The following is an 18,157-nucleotide window of genomic DNA, read 5'->3' on the forward strand; positions in this document are numbered from 1 at the left end:
CAAAGATCATGATCCGCATTCGACCTGCCAGCGAGCGAGGACACGCCAATCACGGATGGCTCAACGCTGCTCATACCTTCTCCTTCAGTTCCTATTACGACCCTCAGCATATGGGGTTCCGCAGTCTTCGGGTGATGAACGAGGACCGGGTTGCCCCCGGACAAGGATTCGGGACGCACCCGCACCGCGACATGGAAATTGTGACCTATGTGCTCGAAGGGGCACTGGAGCACAAGGATTCCATGGGAAACGGGGAGGTTCTCCGGCCTGGAGAATTTCAGCGCATGTCCGCCGGCACTGGCATTACTCACAGCGAGTTCAATCCCTCTGCCACGGAGCCGGTGCATCTGTATCAGATCTGGCTCCTTCCCGAACGAAAGGGGATCGAACCCAGCTATGAACAGAAGCAGTTTCCGGACACCACGCTGCGGAACCAGTTGCGGGTTGTCGCCTCCCGGGACGCACGGGAAGGGGCACTCCAGATTCACCAGGACGCGAGCATATATCTGTCTCGGCTGGATTCGGGAGCGAGCGTTTCGCACACATTGCCACCGGGACGACACGCCTGGCTGCAGGTGCTGCGCGGGAGCGTCACGCTCAACGGTCAGTTGCTGCAGACGAGCGACGGTGCCGCTGTCAGTGACGAATCCCGGCTGGAGATTGTGGCGGATGATGCCGCCGAAATCATGCTGTTTGACCTGAACTGAACGTGCAGGGGGCAGAGGTCGGCACTTTTTTAAGCTGACCCCTGACCCCTGACCCCTGACCTCTTCTCCCTCACTTCCAAGGAACTTTCTCATGCAGACTCTTCAAGGTGCAACGTCCGTCCTGGCCCGTGTCATGCTGGCCACCATCTTCTTTCTGAGTGCCGTGGGCAACAAGATTCCAAACTTCAAGAACATCGCAGCCTATATGACCTCCGAGGGGGTCCCCGCTGCTCAGGTCATGCTGGCAGGAGCGATCGTCTTTCTGCTCGTGGGGAGTCTTTCGCTGGTGTTTGGATTCCGGGCTCGGATCGGCGCTTCGCTGCTGCTGATTTTTCTGGTGCTGGCGACGTACTACTTCCATGACTTCTGGACAATGACCGGGCAGGCGCGTGAGGAGCAAATGATTCAGTTCATGAAAAACCTGTCGATGATGGGGGGGATGCTTTTCGTCATTGCGAACGGTTCCGGGAAATGGAGTCTGGACTCTGTCACGCCGCGTTCGAAGAATTCCACGGGGACCGGCGTACAGCCTGGTTAATGGTCCACTGAATCAATCGCGGTCAGCGGCGGGGGAGGCAGGAAATGGAACTCTTCGGAGCACGTGATCGGATCATCACAGAGGCTTTGGGCTGGGATGGGGTATCGATCGGCAGGGATCGCTCTGAATGGACAGAGTTGCAGCTGGGGCGACGCGTTTTCGCGCAGCTGCACCGGAATGCCGCGATCGACGTTCTTCTCCCAAAGGGGGTGCGGGTCGAACTGGTGATGGCCGGAGAGGCTGAGCCTCATCCAGTTCTGCCTGCCAGCGGATGGGTCACAATTTACTTGCATCAACCCTCTGATGAAGAACGTGCTTTAAAAGTTGTCAAAAGGGCCTACGATGTGATGAGAGAGCAGAGTCCAGGCGCACTGCGACGCTTTCGTTTCCAAATCTAACTACGAGGCCGCCATGAATCCGACCAAGATCGATCTGACTCCCGACCACCGTGCTGCTGTGTGCAGCCTTCTGAATGATCGTCTCGCTGACATCATCGATATGACTCTGCAGGCTAAGCAGGCGCACTGGAATGTGAAGGGGCCGAACTTCATCGCGTTGCACAAGCTGTTTGATGAAGTCTATGAGACTCTGGCCGAGCAGACCGATGAGATTGCCGAACGCATTGTGGCGCTGGGGGGAAATGCGGAAGGTCGTTTGCGTTCCGTCGCCAAGGCCAGCAGCCTGCCGGTTTACCCGGACGGAATCCATGGGGGGCGGGCTCACGTCGACGCCCTTTCGTCGGCCCTGGCGATCTTTGGCAAAGGGGTTCGGGAGGGGATCGACAAGGCCGCTGCACTGGGTGATGCGGACAGTGCTGATCTGCTGACCGGCATTTCGCGCGAGACAGATAAATATCTGTGGTTCGTCGAAGCCCATCTGCAGGATCACTGAGGAAGCCGTTGGCCTCTCGGTGGTGATACGCCCGATTTGCCCCAGACGTCTTGAGCGTGTGGGGCAAAGCTGTTTCGGGGGTGAGGTCAGCGGGGCTCAGCTTGTCTGGCGGGAGTCGGTCCCGGCCGCCTGCGCGTGAACCCACTGAAAAAACTCCTCATTTCCGCCAATCGAGTTCCACGCCACGACGCAGGGGCATTGATAAGGGTGGAGTGATCGGATCCGCTCGGTGACCGCCTCAATTTGGCCCTCGGGGGTCTTCAAAAGCATGGCCACTTCGGTCGAATGCTCCAGCTTCTCCTCCCATTCGTAGATGGAAGTCATTCCTGGGATGATGTTTGCGCAGGCGATCAGCTTCTCTGTGACAAGGGTCTGGGCCATCTGGACGGCGGATTCGTGGCTGGGGAGGGTGAGGTAAATGGTGGCGATGGGCATGGTTTTTCCCGTTCCAAAAAACAGCCGGCCGGAAGTCTTGAAAACAGAAAGCTGAACAGCTAACCTTCGGGACTTTCCGCATTTCGGCCGGAGAGACTCCGCCCCGATCTTGCCTCGCGGGAAGTTGTTGTCAAGAGAAAAAGAGCTGCTGATTCCATGTCGCAAATCGTCAAACTTTCGGCCAAATCACGAGATACACTCGGAACATCATCGGCTCGCCGTCTCCGGCTGCAGGGTCTGGTTCCCTGCAACGTTTACGGTCACAAGCAGGACCCGCGCTCGATCGCTGTCGAGAATGAGTCGCTGACGGGAATTATCCGCAGCGGTGCCCGCGTGGTCGATCTCGATGTTGACGGCAAGTCGGAAAAGGCTCTGCTGAAAGACGTTCAGTGGGACACATTCAGTGTCGACGTCGTGCATGTGGACTTCCTCCGCGTGGATATGGACGAACGCGTCAAGCTGGAAGTTCCTCTGCAGCTGAAGGGAACGGCTCCTGGCGTGATTGCCGGGGGATTGATGGAAATTCATCATCACGTTGTTCAGATTGAATGCCTGGCATTTCAGGTTCCCGAATTTATTCAGGTGAAAGTGGGTTCACTGAATATCGGTGATTCAGTGCATGTGCGTGATCTACAGGAACTCCCCGAGGGTGTGCAGATTCTGGCACCTGCGGACGTGGTTCTGGTTCAAGTGGTGCAGCCGAAAGCCTCGCCGGATCCACTGGTTCCAGCAGGTGGCGAAGGGGCAGAGCCTGCCCTGGTCAATCCACCGAAAGACAAAGATGGGGCGGCCAAGAGCTAAGGGGAATTTCCCCTGTCCGCTGCCCCGGTGGCGGATTGGTTCTCGCTGGAGCGTGAACTGTGAAGATTGTTGTCGGCCTGGGAAATCCGGGACGCAAATACGTTGGAACTCGGCATAATATCGGGTTCGAAGTATTGAAAGTGTTGGCGGAACGGAACGCAGCAGAACGCTGGCGAAGCCGTTTCGAAGCAGAGACTACCGAGATTCAGCTGGGAGGTGAGCGACTGTTGCTGGTCGCCCCCCAGACCTTCATGAATCTCAGTGGCAGGAGTGTGCGGAGCGTCGTCGAGTTTCACAAGACGCCACTCACCGACCTGCTGGTCATCTGTGACGATTTGAATTTGAGTTGTGGTCGACTGCGAATTCGGACATCGGGTTCGGCGGGAGGCCAAAAAGGGATTCAGAATATTATCGATCAACTCGGGACCCCCGAGTTTCCACGATTGCGAATTGGAATTGGCCGCCCCAGCGAAGGGGTTGAAACGGTCAACTACGTTCTGCAGACGTTTGCCAAGTCGGAGCGGCCGATTGTTGAACAGGCTGTTGACCGGGCTGAGGCGGCAGTGGAAAAATGGGCCAACGAGGGAATAGTCGTGGCAATGACACTGTTCAATCGCAGTGAAGAAGCTGCGGACTGAAGAGAGTCAGGAGGTCCGAGTGTTCTGCAAAGAACCGGACTCCATCAGAACAAAAATGAAGAACTTGGTTTGTAAGGGGATGAAAATTGGCTCTGCGACTGTATGAGTGCATGTTCCTGCTGGATAGCGGTCGCTATGCCCAGGATCCAAGCGGAACGGAAGCCACGGTTCAGGAGTACCTGGAGCGTTGTAATGCAGAAATCGTAGCAAAGGCTCCCTGGCAGGAAGGGAAGCTGGCTTACGAGATTGGCGGTCACCGCAAAGGTCTGCATTACCTCGTCTACTTCAAGATGGACGGCTCCCAGGTTGAGCAGCTGAACCGGATCTGCAAGCTGAGTGATCTGGTGATCCGGAATATGGTCATCGAACACGAAGAGAAGCTGTTTGATCTGATGATTCAGCAGCTGACAGTGGGTGGTGCTCACGGCGAAGAAGAGCCGTTGCCGATCGGTGCCCCCAATCCTGTCGGCCGCGATCGTGATCGGGATCTGGAATAGTGTTGTTCCGTCTTCCTGAGAAGACGGACCCATGAAGCCAGACTCAATCCGCTTCGGAATGAATTCGGCCTTCTACCACAGGTGCAGCCATGGCAAGTTTCAACAAAGTCATTCTGGTGGGAAATCTCACCCGGGACCCGGAAGTGAAATACACGACCGGCGGCACTGCCGTTGCGGAAATCGGCCTGGCGGTCAATCGCACCTGGTTTGATCAGAAGTCCAACGAACGAAAAGAAGAAACGACCTTCGTCGACATCACGTTGTGGGGACGTCAGGCGGAAGTCGCTGGGGAATATCTGGCAAAAGGCCGTTCGGTACTGATCGAAGGCCGGTTGCAGCTCGATTCCTGGAACGATAAAGACACCGGCGCAAAGCGATCGAAGCTGCGAGTCGTCGGTGAGCAGATGCAGATGCTGGGCGGACGCGGAGACGGCGGTGAAGGGGGAGGCGGCGGTGGCCAGCGTGGCGCCGGTCGTTCCTCGGGAAGCCGCGGCGGGAATTCTCCATCGCAAGGATCTGCTGATTCCTATTATGATTCCCCCCCCTCCGGAGGCGGCAGCAGCTTCTCCGATGAAGATGTCCCGTTTTAACGAATTTGAAGTTTCCAACTGATTCCAACCAGCTCGTGCGGAGCTGAAAGATTTGATCCGAGTCAGCTTCGGGTCCTGGAGAGAAAAATGGTCGTACAGCGTAAACACGGGCAGCGAATTCGTTCCAAGGATCGCAAGGGGGGCATCGAGCTGCTTCTGGCTGAGAATGTCGAAACTCTCGGCAAGCAGGGCGAGATCGTCCGCGTCAAACCGGGATATGCCCGGAACTTCCTGGTTCCCCAGGGCCTGGCCACCATCGCCACCGAAGCGAACAAGCAGATGGTCCTGCGGCATCGCAAGCGTCAGGAAGAACTCCTGATCGCCCGTCGCAAAGAGCTTCAGCAGCTGGCCGACAAGATCAAATCCTACAGCGTCACGCTGGAAGCCAATGCAACTGACGACGGCCACCTGTACGGCTCAATCAGCCCGGCCGATATCAGCAAGGCGCTGAAGAAAGCCAACTACCCGGTCGAACCGAATCACATCAAGACCGAAGGTCTGATCAAGAGCCTGGGGATGTACACCGTCGTGGTGGAACTCGCTCCGGAAGTGGTCACGGAAGTCAAAGTCTGGGTCGTGCCGATGGCTTCGATCAAGTAGGTTTCCTCATCGTTCGCCAATACGGTGAATGGATGACGCTCATCGAAATTTCGCATCCCGCTGGACATTCCAGCGGGATGCGTGCATGTTGAGGGAGCGCAGCCCGCATGTTTCAACGAACATGCATGCGGGAGTGTACGCGCCGCAACGGAGTCCCTTATGGCAAATCAGTCGTCCGCCGAGTTTCTGGGAAAGGTTCCTCCTCAGGATCTGGAAGCTGAGAAAAGTGTTCTGGGAAGTATCCTCTTCTCCAGCGAAGCGTTTGATGAAGCGATTCGACATCTGCAGGCGCAGTGCTTCTATGGCGATGCTCACCGCCGAATCTTCAAATGCATTCACAGCATGTACGAGCGGGGCGTTCGTGCGATCGACGTGGTGACGCTCGCGCACGAACTCAAGAAGCAGGGAGACCTGGATGAGATCGGCGGGGCTGCGTACCTCAACGAGATCATGGGGACCGTCCCGCACGCCGCTCATGCGGAATACTATGCTCGCATCGTCCGCGACAAATGGATGCAGCGGAGTCTGATCGAAGCCTGTACGGAATCGCTGAAAGAAGCCTATCACGGCAGCGAAGACGTCGCGGACATCCTCGCCAAGTCCGAGCGACGAATCTTCAGTATCGTCGAACAGCAGGAGAACTTCTCCAGCATCGCCATTGATGACATTCTGGACGTGACGTTTCAGCGCATCTTCGAGCGAATGGACAAAGGGGATTCCGTCAGCGGACTCCACACCGGTTTCATCGGACTGGATGAGTACACTTCCGGATTTCAGCCGACAGAACTCATCGTGCTCGCGGCCCGTCCGAGTATGGGAAAGACCGCGCTGGTCTGTAACTTCACTCTCGCGGTCGGCAAAGCAGGCAAAGGGGCGTTGCTCTTCAGTCTGGAACAGTCCAAGGTGGAGCTCGCTGAGCGTCTGCTGTGTATTCATGCCAAGATCGGCGGACACAAGCTGCGAAAGGGTGAGCTGGACGAGTTCGACCAGAACACACTCATGGAAGCCGCGAATGAGATGCGGACGTTCCCCATCTTTATTGACGACGTTGCCGGGCGAACGATGTCGCAGATCGCCGCGATCGCACGCCGTCTGAAACGCCGGGCCCAGCTCGACATCGTCATCATCGACTACCTGCAGCTGATCGAGTCTGAAGATCGTAACCTGCCGCGCGAGCAGCAGATCTCCTCCATCACCCGCCGACTCAAGTTCCTGGCGAAAGACCTGAGCATCCCGGTGATCGCTCTGGCACAGCTCAACCGAGGTGTGGAACAGCGTGAAGACAAACGTCCTCGCCTGTCGGACCTGCGTGAGAGTGGTGCAATCGAACAGGATGCGGACATCGTCATGTTCCTCCACCGTCCCGAGGCTTATGATCCCGAAGACCGCCCGGGAGAAGCAGACCTGATCGTCGCGAAGAACCGTCAAGGTCCCATTGGAACCGTGGAACTGGTCTGGCTCCGTGATATGCTCCGGTTCGGCGACAAGAGCCCGATCAGCATCGACGTTTAACGATGAAAGACGGGTCGTCCGGAACTGGGTCAAGATGACGGAATCCATCAAGCAGGATGATCAGCAGCATACGCATGCTTCCGCGTCGAGCGGCTTTCTTTCGAACCTGCGGCTGGTGAGCCTGGGAACGGTCGTTTCGCGGGTTTTTGGTCTGCTCCGCGATATGGGAATGACATCGGTCTTCGGAGCGGGGACCGTGCTGGATGCGTTCATTGTCGCGTTTCGAATTCCCAATCTGGCCCGTCAACTGCTGGGCGAAGGGGCTCTGAGCACAGCGTTCCTTCCGGTCTTTGTGAAGTGCCGGGCGGAACGCGGTGATCAATCGGCAAGAGAAATGATGACCGCCGTCGCACTGGCTGTCGCGATACTTCTCACCGGTCTGATCTCTGTCGGCGAGCTGGGATTACTCGCTGCCTGGTGGTGGGGTGATCTGTCGGCGGCGACCGGGATGCTGGTCTTGCTATTGGCAATCATGCTTCCCTACAGCCTGCTGATCTGTCTCTCCGCGTTGTTCTGCGCGGCTCTCCATGCTCAGCGGCAGTTTCTCTGGCCGGTTCTGGTCCCGATCACGCTGAACCTGATCTGGCTTGGTGCATTGGGAATTGCAGCGAGCATCTGGAAGCTGCCGGTTCCTCAGGCGATGTTCTCCGCTGCGGCAGTGACGTTCGCGGGGTGTGTGCAGCTGCTCATTCCGCTCTTTGCCCTCCGCCGACAGGGGATGGGTTTGATTCGAAGCTGGCGGGCGGGGTGGCCGTTTGTCGGGGACGTATTTCGCGCGATGCTGCCCGTTGTTGTCGGGATGTCCATCCTGCAGATGAGTGCGATTCTGGACAGTGTCCTGGCGTGGGGACTCTCCCGGCCCGATGACGGCAGTGCCGCGTGGTGCCAGATGCTGGGGATTGCTCCGGTGATGGAATCAGGGACCGCTTCCGCCCTCTACATCGGTCAGAGGATGTATCAGTTTCCTCTCGGGGTCTTTGGCGTTGCCTTGGGAACGGTTCTCTATCCCTTGTTGACGCAACATGCGCAGCGGGGCGAATACGAACTGCTGCGAAGCGATCTTTCGCGAGGGCTGCGGATTATGCTGGCAGTGGCGATTCCCGCCAGTGCTGGACTCAGTCTATTGGCATGGCCATTGACGCTGGCGTTGTTTCAGCATGGGGAATTCAACAGGGACGATGCACTTCTGACTTCCAGGATGATTGCGATCTATGGAGCAGGGGTCTGGTGCTACATCGGAATTGCGATACTCAATCGGGCGTTCTACGCGACGGGAGATCGCGTCACCCCGATGCGGTTTGGTTTCCTTGCTCTGGTGCTGAACCTGATCTGCAATCTGATTCTGATCTTCCAGGTCGGTGGAATCGGGATTGCACTGGGAAGCGTTTTCGCCAGCACGGTTCAGGTCTTGCTGACTCTTCGAAAGCTGAACCGTCAGGTCGGTCCACTTCACTGGCCCGAGATCCTGTCGACGCTCTGGAAAGGGATCCTTGCCACAGTGCTGATGTCGGCCGCTTGCATGATCGCACTGCAGATGCTGCCCGCCCCGGAAACGCTCCTGGACCGATTATTGTCGCTCGGAGTTCCGTGTCTCGTCGGAGCAGGGACCTATTTTGCAGTCGCTCGTCTGACGGGAATGAAGGAGCTGGATGAACTGCTGCGACGCTCGTGAAGGACCGCTATAGGGCTGTCACGGCACGCTGCATCAGCCACCACAGCAATCCCAACATGCAGGCGAAGATGAGCAGCAGGAGCAGAGCGTAGCGCAGGAAGATCCAGTTCAGGTCCTTCATCGGCTGAATGGCATCTGCTTTGCGTTCCTGCACGATCGCAATCCAGTCGATGCCGGGAGTCTTTGCGACAGAGGCGAGCCATTCACCATCGTAAGTGGGATCCATTTCCACGAAGGGATCTCGATAATCCGGGATTCCTTCTCCGGTCCGCACAGCCCGCCGCAGGTTGAATTCCTCATCCGGGGTGAGCCGCAGTGCTTCTTTTGCGACGGTCGAATCACCGGCCTTTCCAAGCGTGTTCGCCTTCAGCCAGGGGTGGTCGAGGATGAGCGGCGGATCTTCCCGCATGTCCACCAGCGAGAGGAGACGGTCTTTCGAATAGGGAGTCGTCCCGGGACGGCTCGGGCCGTCGATGCGCTGTTCCCATTGCTTCAATAAGTCTGAAATGTGAATGGTTCGACCCAGAACGCCGATCACTTTCGTGTTGTCGAAGTTCCAGACAGGAGCCGCGACAGCCACCATGTACTTGCCGGTGTTCGAACTTCGAAATGCGACGGTGACGCCCGATTTCTTACGAGGTTCCACACGGCCAGCGTCTTCATTGGCACTCAGTTCGCGTCCCAGGCCGTGGAAGTAGTCACGGTAGGAAAAGGCCTGTCCGATACTTTCTTTCCAGGGAGAACGATAGATCTGGATCCCGTCACGATCGGTCAGGAAGAAGCTTTCGTCCAGGGTCCGTTGCTGATCGGTCAATCGACGGTCCGTTTCAATGCGCCATCGATCCAGGATCTGGACATAATCGCTGCGAAGTCCGTAATGGCCCGGATCGTAGCCGGTCTCCTTCTCGTTGGCAGGAAGTCTGCGAGCCAGACGTTCGAGTTCTGATTGCCGATCGGCGAGTTCCTGTTGCAGGCTGGCTGCCAGGAGTCGGGCTGTGGCCATGTCTCCGGAGAGAGCCCGCTGGGAGAGATGTTGTTCGGCCTGTCCGACAGCCTCGCGGATGACTCTGTTTCCCAGCCAGAAGAGCATGACGAGGAAAAGAACCGGGCCCAGGATTCCCAGCCAGACGAGCGGACGTTTGGCGCGATTGATCTCGCGACGTTCGAGCAGATCGAGGACAGCCTGAGGACTGGCGAGTCGACGGCTCGGATCCCGCTGCAGGCATCGGTCGATGATCTCTGCAAGTGGAGCGTCGACTGCAGAATTGTCGCGGTGCAATGACGGCGGAGGCGATTCCGCGATAATCTGCTGATAGATCTTCAAACGCTCATCAAGTGAACCTGCGATGTTCAGCCGTGCTTCGGTCTCATCGGTCCGGTACGGGGGAACTCCGCTCAGCATGTGGTAGAGCAACGCTCCGAGTGCATAGACATCCCAGCGGACATCCGGGACCGCGTTACGGGCCGCCTGTTCCGGAGCCATGTAATAGAATGTGCCGTACGCTCCTCCCTGATCGGTTGCCAGTCGCGACTGTCCGAAATCCCCCAGCCGGGCTTCATCTCCGCGGTCGAGCAGCACATTCCCCGGTTTGATATCGCAATGCAGAATGCCGGCGCTGTGAGCGTGAACCAAAGCCCGCGCGACGGCAGCCGTGATCGTCAGTGCCTGCGGAACGGAAACCGTTCCGGACTCGATGAGATTGGCGACCGATCGATGAGGCAGATACTCCATCACGAAGTACGGAGGATCATGGTCGACACCAACATCCAGAAGTCGGACCACATCGCGTGACGCATCCAGCACCGCGAGCTTTTCGACTTCACGCGTCAGCAGCGACCAGTCGAGACCGCGCCGGTTGGTAAAAAACTTGATGGCGACCTGTTTGCCGGTCTTTCGTTCGCGTGCCAGCCAGACCGTTCCGTAAGACCCTTCGCCAATGTTTTTAAGGATCTCGTATCCCCCCACCGTGGTGGGGATGGCGGATTGCCGCAGACTCTGGCGGCGCGAAATGTCCAGGTCCTGCGTCGCCTGGATCGGAGTGTTTTCGGTGGAAGACTTGTTAGTGGCGGGCGGCTGAGTGGGGTCCATCATGGTTTTCCGTTCAACTGCATCCGTGGTTCAGGGGCCCGGTCGTCTCGATGGAAGCACAGTCAATCGAGTGCTTCGGTTTCCGCCGACATTGCCGGGAGCGCAGGCATCCAGCTTGCCGGCCTCCGCGATCGGTCGATTCTGTCAGAATTTGGGACTTCACTCCAGAGACGTTACGCAAGCAGGTCGTTCACCGGAGAGCCGTGTACGTCTGTCAGACGGAAGTCGCGGCCAGCGTAGCGGTAGGTCAACCGTTCATGGTCGAAGCCCAGCAGTTTCAGAATGGTAGCCTGCAGGTCATGCACATGAACTTTATTCTCGACTGCCTGGAAACCAAACTCGTCCGTCGCGCCGTGAACATGCCCTCCCTTGACGCCCCCGCCCGCCATCCACATGGTGAATCCCCAGTGGTTGTGGTCGCGTCCATTGATCTTTCCGGCGTTGGAACCGGGGGTCGGCAATTCTACGGTCGGGGTCCGACCGAACTCTCCTCCCCAGATCACGAGGGTATCTTCGAGCATGCCTCGCTGCTTGAGGTCTTTCAGGAGTGCTCCCAGCGGCTGGTCCAGCTGTTTGGCCAGTTTGCGATGATTGACTTCGATGTCGTCATGATTGTCCCAGGGCTGTCCGGCCCCATGCCAGAGTTGGACGAAACGCACGCCCCGTTCGACAAGCCTGCGGGCGATCAGCAGCTGCCGGGCATGAACCCCTTCCCCGTACATCTCGCGAATGTGTTTTGGCTCATGTTTGATGTCGAATGCATCTGTCGCGTCGGTCTGCATCCGGTAGGCGAGCTCCAGCGACTGGATGCGTGCCTCCAGTGCGGAATCGACCCCGCGATTGGCCAGATGCTGACGATTGAGCATCTGCACCAGATCGAGCTGGGCCCGCTGCTGAGGCGGTGTCAACTTGTGATTGCGAATGTTTTCAATCAGTTTGTCAATCTGCGTGTGCTGGGAATCGATGTAGGTTCCCTGATAGACCCCGGGCAGGAACGCGGAACGCCAGTTCGCACTCTCCGTGATGGGGTAACCCCCTGGGCACATCGCGATGAACCCGGGAAGATTCTGGTTTTCGGTCCCCAGTCCGTAGGTCACCCAGCTTCCAAGGCTCGGGCGAGGGAGGCGGGCATCGCCACAGTTCATCAACAGCAGTGACGGCTCATGATTGGGGACGTCGGCATGCATGGAACGAATGACGCAGATGTCATCGATCGATTCCGCGGTCTTCTCAAAGAGCTCGCTGACCTCGATACCGCTCTCGCCGTACTTCTGAAACTTGAAGGGTGATGGGAAAGCAGCTCCCGTCTTTCGTTCCGTTTTCAGGTTCTTCGGGAGTTCCTTGCCCGCATACTCCGCCAGCAGCGGCTTGGGGTCGAACGTGTCGACGTGAGAAGGGCCCCCATTGCAGAAGATGTGAATCACATGCTTCGCCTTCGCGGGGAAATGCGGACGCTTCGGCTCCATCGGAGATTCGGCCGCCTGAACACGTGAGCTGAGGCTCTCTTCGCCCAGCATGGCAGCCAGGCCGAGGAGTCCCAGACCCTGGCCTGTTCGCTGAAGGAGATCCCGTCGGTTCAGGTGTGAATTCAGCATTTTCAATTTGACCTTGTCCAAGTCCAGACTGGCCCCATTTTTTGAATTTTCCGGGGCTGGCGGGTTGGCGTAAAGGGTCGGAAGCGGGTTTTGAATGAAATCGCCCGAATTGCCGCTGTGAATTCAGAGTTTGGGGCGAATTTCGTCTCCTGCGTTCCTCTGCTGCCGATACGTCACCCCTTTATTGTGTTGATCGGAATTCGTCCCGGAGAAGATCAATTCACGTTGGCGAATGCGTTGCAACCTGAAATAATTCGTTGTTCGGAATTTTGCCCGCCACGGAGGGGAAGCACGGCCAGGCTCCTTTCCCCAAACGCGAACGGTCATCGGGTGTTACGGATTCAGCGAAAACCCCTGATTCCTCAGAAACGGACATGCCGGCGACCCGTACAATGGCATTTGAGAGTGACTTTGAACTGCAACTCCCCTGGGTGAAGACCCGATGAACTGGAAGCTTTCAATTTCTGGATTCGCATTCCTCTGGCTGTGGGCTGGGGGGAGTGCCTCCCTCATCGCCATCGCGGAGGAGAATGACGATCTCAAAGCAAAAGAGACCGCTCAGGTCGAATCGCTGATCATTGAGGCGGGGGACGGTCCGCAGCAGGGCTTCCTCATGCAGGGGAATGAGTCGCTCCGTCAGCTGCTCGTGACGGGACGATTGGCTAGCGGACGTGATGTCGATCTGACCCGTGAAGTGGCCTATGTGATCGAACCGGCAGGGGTGGCGCATGTCGATGCCCACGGCCTCGTCACGCCCCGCGGAAATGGCACTGGGGTGATCACAGCCCGTCTTGCGAACGGCCTTTCAGCATCGCTCCCGTTGACCGTGCAGAGCTATGAATCGAATCCGCCAGTCAATTTTCCCAATCAGGTCGTCCCCATCCTGACCAAGTACGGATGCAACGGTGGGGGATGCCATGGGGCTGCCCGGGGACAGAACGGCTTCATGCTCTCGCTTCTGGGTTTTGAACCCTCTGAGGACCTCGAGTATCTGGTGAAGTCCTCTCGCGGAAGAAGGCTCTCGCTGACAGCGCCGGACCAGAGCCTGCTACTCAAGAAGGCAACCGGACAGACTCCACACGGGGGAGGTGCCCGCATGGAGCAGGATTCCCCCGAGTACCGGCTGCTGCGACGCTGGATCGCAGAAGGAGCGCGAGCGGGGAATGCGGATGCCGGACATCTGACGGGAATTGAAGTCTTTCCCAGTGATCGCGTCATGAGCCCGCGATCCGAACAGCAGCTTCTCGTGATCGCGACCTATAGCGACGGAACAAAGGAAGACGTCACAGCGACTGCCGTCTACGAAGCGAATGTCCCCGAGATGGCCACGGTTTCCACGCGAGGTCTGGTGACGACCACGGACGAACCCGGGGACGTGGGAATCATGGTCCGCTATCAGTCGAATGTCGCGGTTTTTCGAGCCACGATCCCGCTGGGCAAGCCGGTCGACACTCTTCCTCCGACACGCAACTTCATCGATGAGGTGGTCTTTCGCAAACTCAAGTTGCTGGGGCTTCCGCCATCGGCCGTTTGTGACGACTCCACGTTCCTGCGACGCGTGACACTGGATCTCGCTGGGCGGCTGCCCACGGAAAACGAAGCAGCCGCATTTCTGGCCAATCAGGATCCCGGAAAGCGGGACCAGCTGATCGACAAACTGCTGGACTCCACCGACTACGCGAACTACTTCACGAACAAGTGGTCGACGTTGCTTCGCAATCAGCGTGAAGTGAGTCGTCCGGATGAGTCGAAGCGCGGGACCTATCTGTTTCACAACTGGATCCGGCAGACGCTGCTGGAGAATCGGCCGTACGATCAGTTCGTCCGGGAAATCCTGACTGCTTCCGGGGAGGCGTCCGAGAATCCGCCTGTGCTGTGGTATCGCGCGGAGAAGGACGTCCATTCACAGGTCGAAGACGTCACGCAGCTCTTCCTGGGACAGCGTCTGCAGTGTGCGCGTTGCCATCATCATCCCTTCGAGCGATGGAGCCAGGCGGACTACTACAAGTTGACCGCCTTCTTTTCACGGGTCGGGAGGAAGCCCGGTTCCGCTCCGACGGACGACCGCATCTTTCATCGGTCAGGAGCGGCGGTGGCTGCGCATCCCCGGACGGGTGAGACGCTCGTTCCTGCCGGCCTGGGAGCTGCCCCGATTTCAATCACTCCGGAGATGGATCCGCGTGTCTCTCTCGTGGACTGGATGACCGCCCCTGAGAACCCGTTCTTTGCGAAGTCGCTGGTGAACCGCTACTGGAAGCACTTCTTCGGACGTGGGCTGGTCGATCCCGAAGATGACATGCGGGCGACAAACCCTGCGGTCAATCCGGAACTGCTGGCAGCGCTGGAGCAGCACTTTGTCGACAGCAAATACGATCTGAAGGGGTTGATCCGGACGATCTGTCAGTCATCGACCTATCAGCTCAGTTCCGAACCGAATGCCTACAACGAAGATGATCGACAGAACTTTTCCCGGTTCTATCCGCGCCGCCTGAACGCCGAGGTTCTGCTCGATGCGGTTGATCGGTTAACGGGATCGACAACCCGGTTTACCGGCATGCCGGTGGACGCCCGCGCGGTCGACCTCCCCGATTCGAAGTTTCCCTCGTACTTCCTGACTGTCTTCGGCAGGCCGCAGGGAGAAAGTGTCTGCGAGTGCGAACGGGTGGTCGATTCCAATCTGGCTCAGAGCCTGCACCTCATCAACTCTCCGGAACTGACTGGCAAGATCACGGATGGAGCCGGCAATGCATTGCGTCTGGCGAACGCCCGGGAAACTCCGTTGCCCGAAAAGATCCGTGAGCTGTACCTCATCGCGTACAGCCGGGAACCCCAGGCGGACGAAATTGCCGCGATCACTGAATACCTGAAGCAGAAATCGCTGCCGGATGGTTCGGAAAATAAGCAGGCCTATGAAGATCTGGTCTGGAGCCTGATGAACACCAAAGAGTTTCTGTTCAATCACTGAAAAATCACGGCTCCAAGGATGAATCTGTCATGACCCGGAATCTCCTGCATTCGACCGCACTCGGAATGCAGACCTTTCCTGCAGGAAGCTCCCTCCTGAGGGGACTCATCTGCTGCCTGCTGCTCAGCTCCATGGCAACGGCAGCGGGGCTCCCCAATCCTCGCCTGAATTTCATCTTTCCCGCCGGGGCTCGCCAGGGGACAACGGTGACAGCCACCGTTCATGGTGTCGATCTGGATGAAAGTACAGGCCTGATCTTTTCTCAGCCGGGCATCACAGCTCGGCCGCGCATGGCACCTCCTCGGCAGTTCGAAACCGAGCCGCAGCCGATCCCGGGTCAGTTTGACATTACGGTCAATCCAGACGTCCCCCCGGGGAGCTATGAAGTGCGGGTTGCCGGGAAGTATGGAGTGTCGACGCCTCGCATTTTCAAAGTCAGCGATCTGTCTGAGGCGAAGTGCGACGCACGCAATACGTCACCCGCGACTGCGATGAAAGTCGACCTGAATTCCATCGTGAACTGTCGGGAGACCAGCAGCGACGCCCCTCACTATTACGAGTTTCCGGGAACCGCGGGGCAGACGGTCTCCATTCGCTGTGAGACATTGAGCATCGATTCCCGCATGTTCCCGATTCTGGAGATTTTGAGCCCGACAGGACGCCCGGTCGCCTTCGCGCGGGGAACCTCGACTCAGGAAGCGGTACTGACCTACACCCCGACTGTCGACGGTCCCTGTCTGCTGAAAGTTTACGATGCCACCTACCGCTCCGGAGTCACCTGTCATTACCGGCTCGAGATCAGCAATCGTCCCCAGATCGAATTCATCTGGCCTCCCGCTGGGGTTGCTGGAACGACATCCACGTTCACGTTGTACGGACACAATCTGCCCGGCGGCGTTCCCGCGAAGGAGTTTGATCCCCGGGTTCAGCTGCAGGAACTGAACGTCTCAATCACTCTGCCGCAGACGGCTCAGGCGTTCTGTCTCACCGGGGCCAGCCCCAACCGTTCACTCAATCAGGTTCTGACGAAGGGGTTCGAATACCGGCTTCCGGGGGCAGAGCGTCCATCCCATCCGGTCTTCATCGCTGCTGCGGATGCGAGTCTGGTTTTGGCGGAGCCTGCGGGTCAGACTCGTGAGCACGCGCAGAAGTTGACGCCTCCCTGTGTTGTCGCGGGGCGCTGTACACCCCAGCCGAACTGGTTCACCTTTCACGGGGTGAAGGGTGAAACATACTCGATCGACATCGTTTCAGAACGATTGAACCTCCCCACCGACCTGTCGATCGTCATCAGCCAGATGACCGTCGATGGGGCTGGCGGGCCGGCCGACAACGTTGTCTCGCAGGAAGACGATTCCGGAAATCTCTTCAAGAACCCTCCGTTTACAGCCCCGGCGCATGATCCGTCGGTTCTGTTCACTCCCCCTGCGGACGGGGAATATCTGATTCAGGTCCGCGACCTGTATGGAAGCTCCACCGTCCATCCCCGCAATGCTTATCTGATGACCTTGCAAAAGGCGGTTGGAGACTTTCATCTGCTCGTCACGTCTCAAGAACTGCTGGAAGCTGATTCGAATGCAGAAGCTCAGCGGGGGCTCTCTCCGACTCTCCGCTGGGGGGGATGTCAGCTGCTTCATGTGCAGGCTTTTCGGGAAGGGGGCTTCACGGGTCCAATCACACTGACGGCGATCGGCCTTCCTCCCGGAGTCAGCTGTCCCCCGGTCGTGATTGAATCTGGCCAGACGCAGGCGACGCTCGTTCTCTGTGCAGCTTCAGATGCTCCAGCGTGGCAGGGGACCATTCAGGTTCAGGGGACGGCCCAGATTGATGGGAAAGAAATTCAACGTCAGGCCGCGCCTGCCAGTCTCCTCTGGAACAAGAATTCGACCGATCAGTTGCCGGTTGCCCGGGTCACTTCGGATCTCATGCTGGCAGTGATCCCCGAGGTCTCTCCAGTCAGCATCAGCGTTCAGGGAGAACCAGTCCGGGAGGTTCGCAAAGGTGACAAGATCTCTGTGACGGCCAGCTTCACGAAGAACCTGGAGACGTCCGGAAAGGGGAAGCTCGAACTGCGTGGCCTTCCCGCTTCGCAGTATCCCACCCAGAAAATTCCCGCTCGAGATCTGGACCCCGAGGCTCAGGAGGGAGTGATTGAAGTTTCGATCGACCCGCAGCTGCCCGCGGGGGATTACTCCTGTTACTTCGTTCTGCAGACACACGCCATGTATGCCCGCAATCCCGAAGCTGCTGCGAACGCACAGAAGAAGGCAGCCGATTTCGAAGGTCTCATCGAGCGGCTCACGATGGAGTCGGCCCGCGCGGAAGCGGAAAAGGTGGAAGCGGAGAAGCAACGCGCCGAACTCGTTCCCATTGAAAACGATCCCGATCAGGAAAGTGCGACCGCAGCGGCAGACCTGCGTGTCAAAGAGGCTGCGGACGTTGCTCAGAAGCTCAAATCGCAGCTGGCTGCTGCTCAGGAAGAACTCGCGGTCATCAAAAAGCGTGCAGCGGACCTCGCCAAGGCTGCCGAGCCGAAGGATGTGAACTTCATTCTGGCCGGTCCTCCGCTGACGATCCGGGTGCTCGAATGACGAGGAAGTATCGCTTGTCGAAAGTCTCAACGATGG

Annotated in this window: 16 protein-coding genes; 13 read left to right on the plus strand and 3 right to left on the minus strand. The window is 58.1% G+C overall.

Features of this window, described 5'->3' with window-relative positions:
* Window positions 1–8: 8 nt before the first annotated feature.
* The 4 genes from SH661x_RS03155 (at window position 9) to dps (ending at window position 2,136) form a co-directional block, all read left to right on the plus strand.
* Complete coding sequence (locus tag SH661x_RS03155; RefSeq protein WP_437227937.1) at window positions 9–707, plus strand: pirin family protein; 699 nt, start codon at window positions 9–11, stop codon at window positions 705–707.
* Between the two features lie 91 nt (window positions 708–798).
* On the plus strand, window positions 799–1,245 hold the full coding sequence (locus SH661x_RS03160) for a DoxX family protein (RefSeq protein WP_437227939.1): 447 nt from the start codon (window positions 799–801) through the stop codon (window positions 1,243–1,245).
* A 44-nt stretch (window positions 1,246–1,289) separates the two neighbouring features.
* Window positions 1,290–1,643, plus strand: a complete 354-nt coding sequence (locus SH661x_RS03165) for a luciferase domain-containing protein (RefSeq protein ID WP_437227941.1) — start codon at window positions 1,290–1,292, stop codon at window positions 1,641–1,643.
* A 13-nt stretch (window positions 1,644–1,656) separates the two neighbouring features.
* On the plus strand, window positions 1,657–2,136 hold the full coding sequence (gene dps / locus SH661x_RS03170; protein WP_437227943.1) for a DNA starvation/stationary phase protection protein Dps: 480 nt from the start codon (window positions 1,657–1,659) through the stop codon (window positions 2,134–2,136).
* Window positions 2,137–2,232: 96 nt separating this feature from the next.
* On the opposite strand, the gene cutA is transcribed toward dps, so the two are convergent.
* Complete coding sequence (gene cutA, locus SH661x_RS03175) at window positions 2,233–2,571, minus strand: divalent-cation tolerance protein CutA (RefSeq protein ID WP_437227945.1); 339 nt, start codon at window positions 2,569–2,571, stop codon at window positions 2,233–2,235.
* A 156-nt stretch (window positions 2,572–2,727) separates the two neighbouring features.
* On the opposite strand from cutA, the gene SH661x_RS03180 reads away from it, so the two are divergent.
* From SH661x_RS03180 to murJ, 7 genes are all read left to right on the plus strand, one after another.
* Window positions 2,728–3,372, plus strand: coding sequence for a 50S ribosomal protein L25 (locus SH661x_RS03180; protein WP_437227947.1), 645 nt, complete (start codon window positions 2,728–2,730; stop codon window positions 3,370–3,372).
* Window positions 3,373–3,431: 59 nt separating this feature from the next.
* Window positions 3,432–4,010 (plus strand): aminoacyl-tRNA hydrolase, encoded by a 579-nt coding sequence (gene pth / locus SH661x_RS03185; protein ID WP_437227949.1) that lies wholly within the window; start codon window positions 3,432–3,434, stop codon window positions 4,008–4,010.
* 86 nt (window positions 4,011–4,096) lie between these two features.
* The gene (rpsF, locus tag SH661x_RS03190; protein WP_437227951.1) at window positions 4,097–4,507 is read left to right on the plus strand and encodes a 30S ribosomal protein S6; all 411 of its coding nucleotides are present in this window, start codon (window positions 4,097–4,099) and stop codon (window positions 4,505–4,507) included.
* 89 nt (window positions 4,508–4,596) lie between these two features.
* A complete protein-coding gene (ssb, locus tag SH661x_RS03195) occupies window positions 4,597–5,097 on the plus strand; it encodes a single-stranded DNA-binding protein (RefSeq protein ID WP_437227953.1) in 501 nt (166 codons plus the stop codon).
* Window positions 5,098–5,184: 87 nt separating this feature from the next.
* Window positions 5,185–5,697: a 50S ribosomal protein L9 gene (rplI, locus tag SH661x_RS03200; protein ID WP_437227955.1), complete on the plus strand. Its 513-nt coding sequence runs from the start codon at window positions 5,185–5,187 to the stop codon at window positions 5,695–5,697.
* 159 nt (window positions 5,698–5,856) lie between these two features.
* On the plus strand, window positions 5,857–7,209 hold the full coding sequence (gene dnaB, locus SH661x_RS03205; RefSeq protein ID WP_437227957.1) for a replicative DNA helicase: 1,353 nt from the start codon (window positions 5,857–5,859) through the stop codon (window positions 7,207–7,209).
* Between the two features lie 34 nt (window positions 7,210–7,243).
* Entirely contained in the window at window positions 7,244–8,881 is a 1,638-nt protein-coding gene (murJ, locus tag SH661x_RS03210; RefSeq protein ID WP_437227958.1) for a murein biosynthesis integral membrane protein MurJ, read from the plus strand.
* A gap of 7 nt (window positions 8,882–8,888) precedes the next feature.
* On the opposite strand, the gene SH661x_RS03215 is transcribed toward murJ, so the two are convergent.
* Window positions 8,889–10,973, minus strand: a complete 2,085-nt coding sequence (locus SH661x_RS03215; protein WP_437227960.1) for a serine/threonine protein kinase — start codon at window positions 10,971–10,973, stop codon at window positions 8,889–8,891.
* 170 nt (window positions 10,974–11,143) lie between these two features.
* Window positions 11,144–12,565, minus strand: coding sequence for a DUF1501 domain-containing protein (locus SH661x_RS03220; protein ID WP_437227962.1), 1,422 nt, complete (start codon window positions 12,563–12,565; stop codon window positions 11,144–11,146).
* Between the two features lie 442 nt (window positions 12,566–13,007).
* On the opposite strand from SH661x_RS03220, the gene SH661x_RS03225 reads away from it, so the two are divergent.
* Both SH661x_RS03225 and SH661x_RS03230 read left to right on the plus strand, forming a co-directional pair.
* Window positions 13,008–15,530, plus strand: coding sequence for a DUF1549 and DUF1553 domain-containing protein (locus tag SH661x_RS03225; RefSeq protein ID WP_437227964.1), 2,523 nt, complete (start codon window positions 13,008–13,010; stop codon window positions 15,528–15,530).
* 29 nt (window positions 15,531–15,559) lie between these two features.
* Complete coding sequence (locus SH661x_RS03230; protein WP_437227966.1) at window positions 15,560–18,121, plus strand: hypothetical protein; 2,562 nt, start codon at window positions 15,560–15,562, stop codon at window positions 18,119–18,121.
* The last annotated feature ends 36 nt before the right edge of the window (window positions 18,122–18,157 follow it).

The organism is Planctomicrobium stercoris (genome assembly GCF_051465655.1).
GTDB lineage: Bacteria > Planctomycetota > Planctomycetia > Planctomycetales > Planctomycetaceae > Planctomicrobium.

Excerpts from the sequence above, each read along its gene's own strand:
- SH661x_RS03155 (WP_437227937.1), top strand. The coding sequence starts at position 9 with ATGATCCGCATTCGACCTGCCAGCGAGCGAGGACACGCCAATCACGGA.
- SH661x_RS03160 (WP_437227939.1), top strand. The coding sequence starts at position 799 with ATGCAGACTCTTCAAGGTGCAACGTCCGTCCTGGCCCGTGTCATGCTG.
- SH661x_RS03165 (WP_437227941.1), top strand. The coding sequence starts at position 1,290 with ATGGAACTCTTCGGAGCACGTGATCGGATCATCACAGAGGCTTTGGGC.
- dps (WP_437227943.1), top strand. The coding sequence starts at position 1,657 with ATGAATCCGACCAAGATCGATCTGACTCCCGACCACCGTGCTGCTGTG.
- cutA (WP_437227945.1), bottom strand. The coding sequence starts at position 2,571 with ATGCCCATCGCCACCATTTACCTCACCCTCCCCAGCCACGAATCCGCC.
- SH661x_RS03180 (WP_437227947.1), top strand. The coding sequence starts at position 2,728 with ATGTCGCAAATCGTCAAACTTTCGGCCAAATCACGAGATACACTCGGA.
- ssb (WP_437227953.1), top strand. The coding sequence starts at position 4,597 with ATGGCAAGTTTCAACAAAGTCATTCTGGTGGGAAATCTCACCCGGGAC.
- rplI (WP_437227955.1), top strand. The coding sequence starts at position 5,185 with ATGGTCGTACAGCGTAAACACGGGCAGCGAATTCGTTCCAAGGATCGC.
- dnaB (WP_437227957.1), top strand. The coding sequence starts at position 5,857 with ATGGCAAATCAGTCGTCCGCCGAGTTTCTGGGAAAGGTTCCTCCTCAG.
- murJ (WP_437227958.1), top strand. The coding sequence starts at position 7,244 with ATGACGGAATCCATCAAGCAGGATGATCAGCAGCATACGCATGCTTCC.
- SH661x_RS03215 (WP_437227960.1), bottom strand. The coding sequence starts at position 10,973 with ATGATGGACCCCACTCAGCCGCCCGCCACTAACAAGTCTTCCACCGAA.
- SH661x_RS03220 (WP_437227962.1), bottom strand. The coding sequence starts at position 12,565 with ATGCTGAATTCACACCTGAACCGACGGGATCTCCTTCAGCGAACAGGC.
- SH661x_RS03225 (WP_437227964.1), top strand. The coding sequence starts at position 13,008 with ATGAACTGGAAGCTTTCAATTTCTGGATTCGCATTCCTCTGGCTGTGG.
- SH661x_RS03230 (WP_437227966.1), top strand. The coding sequence starts at position 15,560 with ATGACCCGGAATCTCCTGCATTCGACCGCACTCGGAATGCAGACCTTT.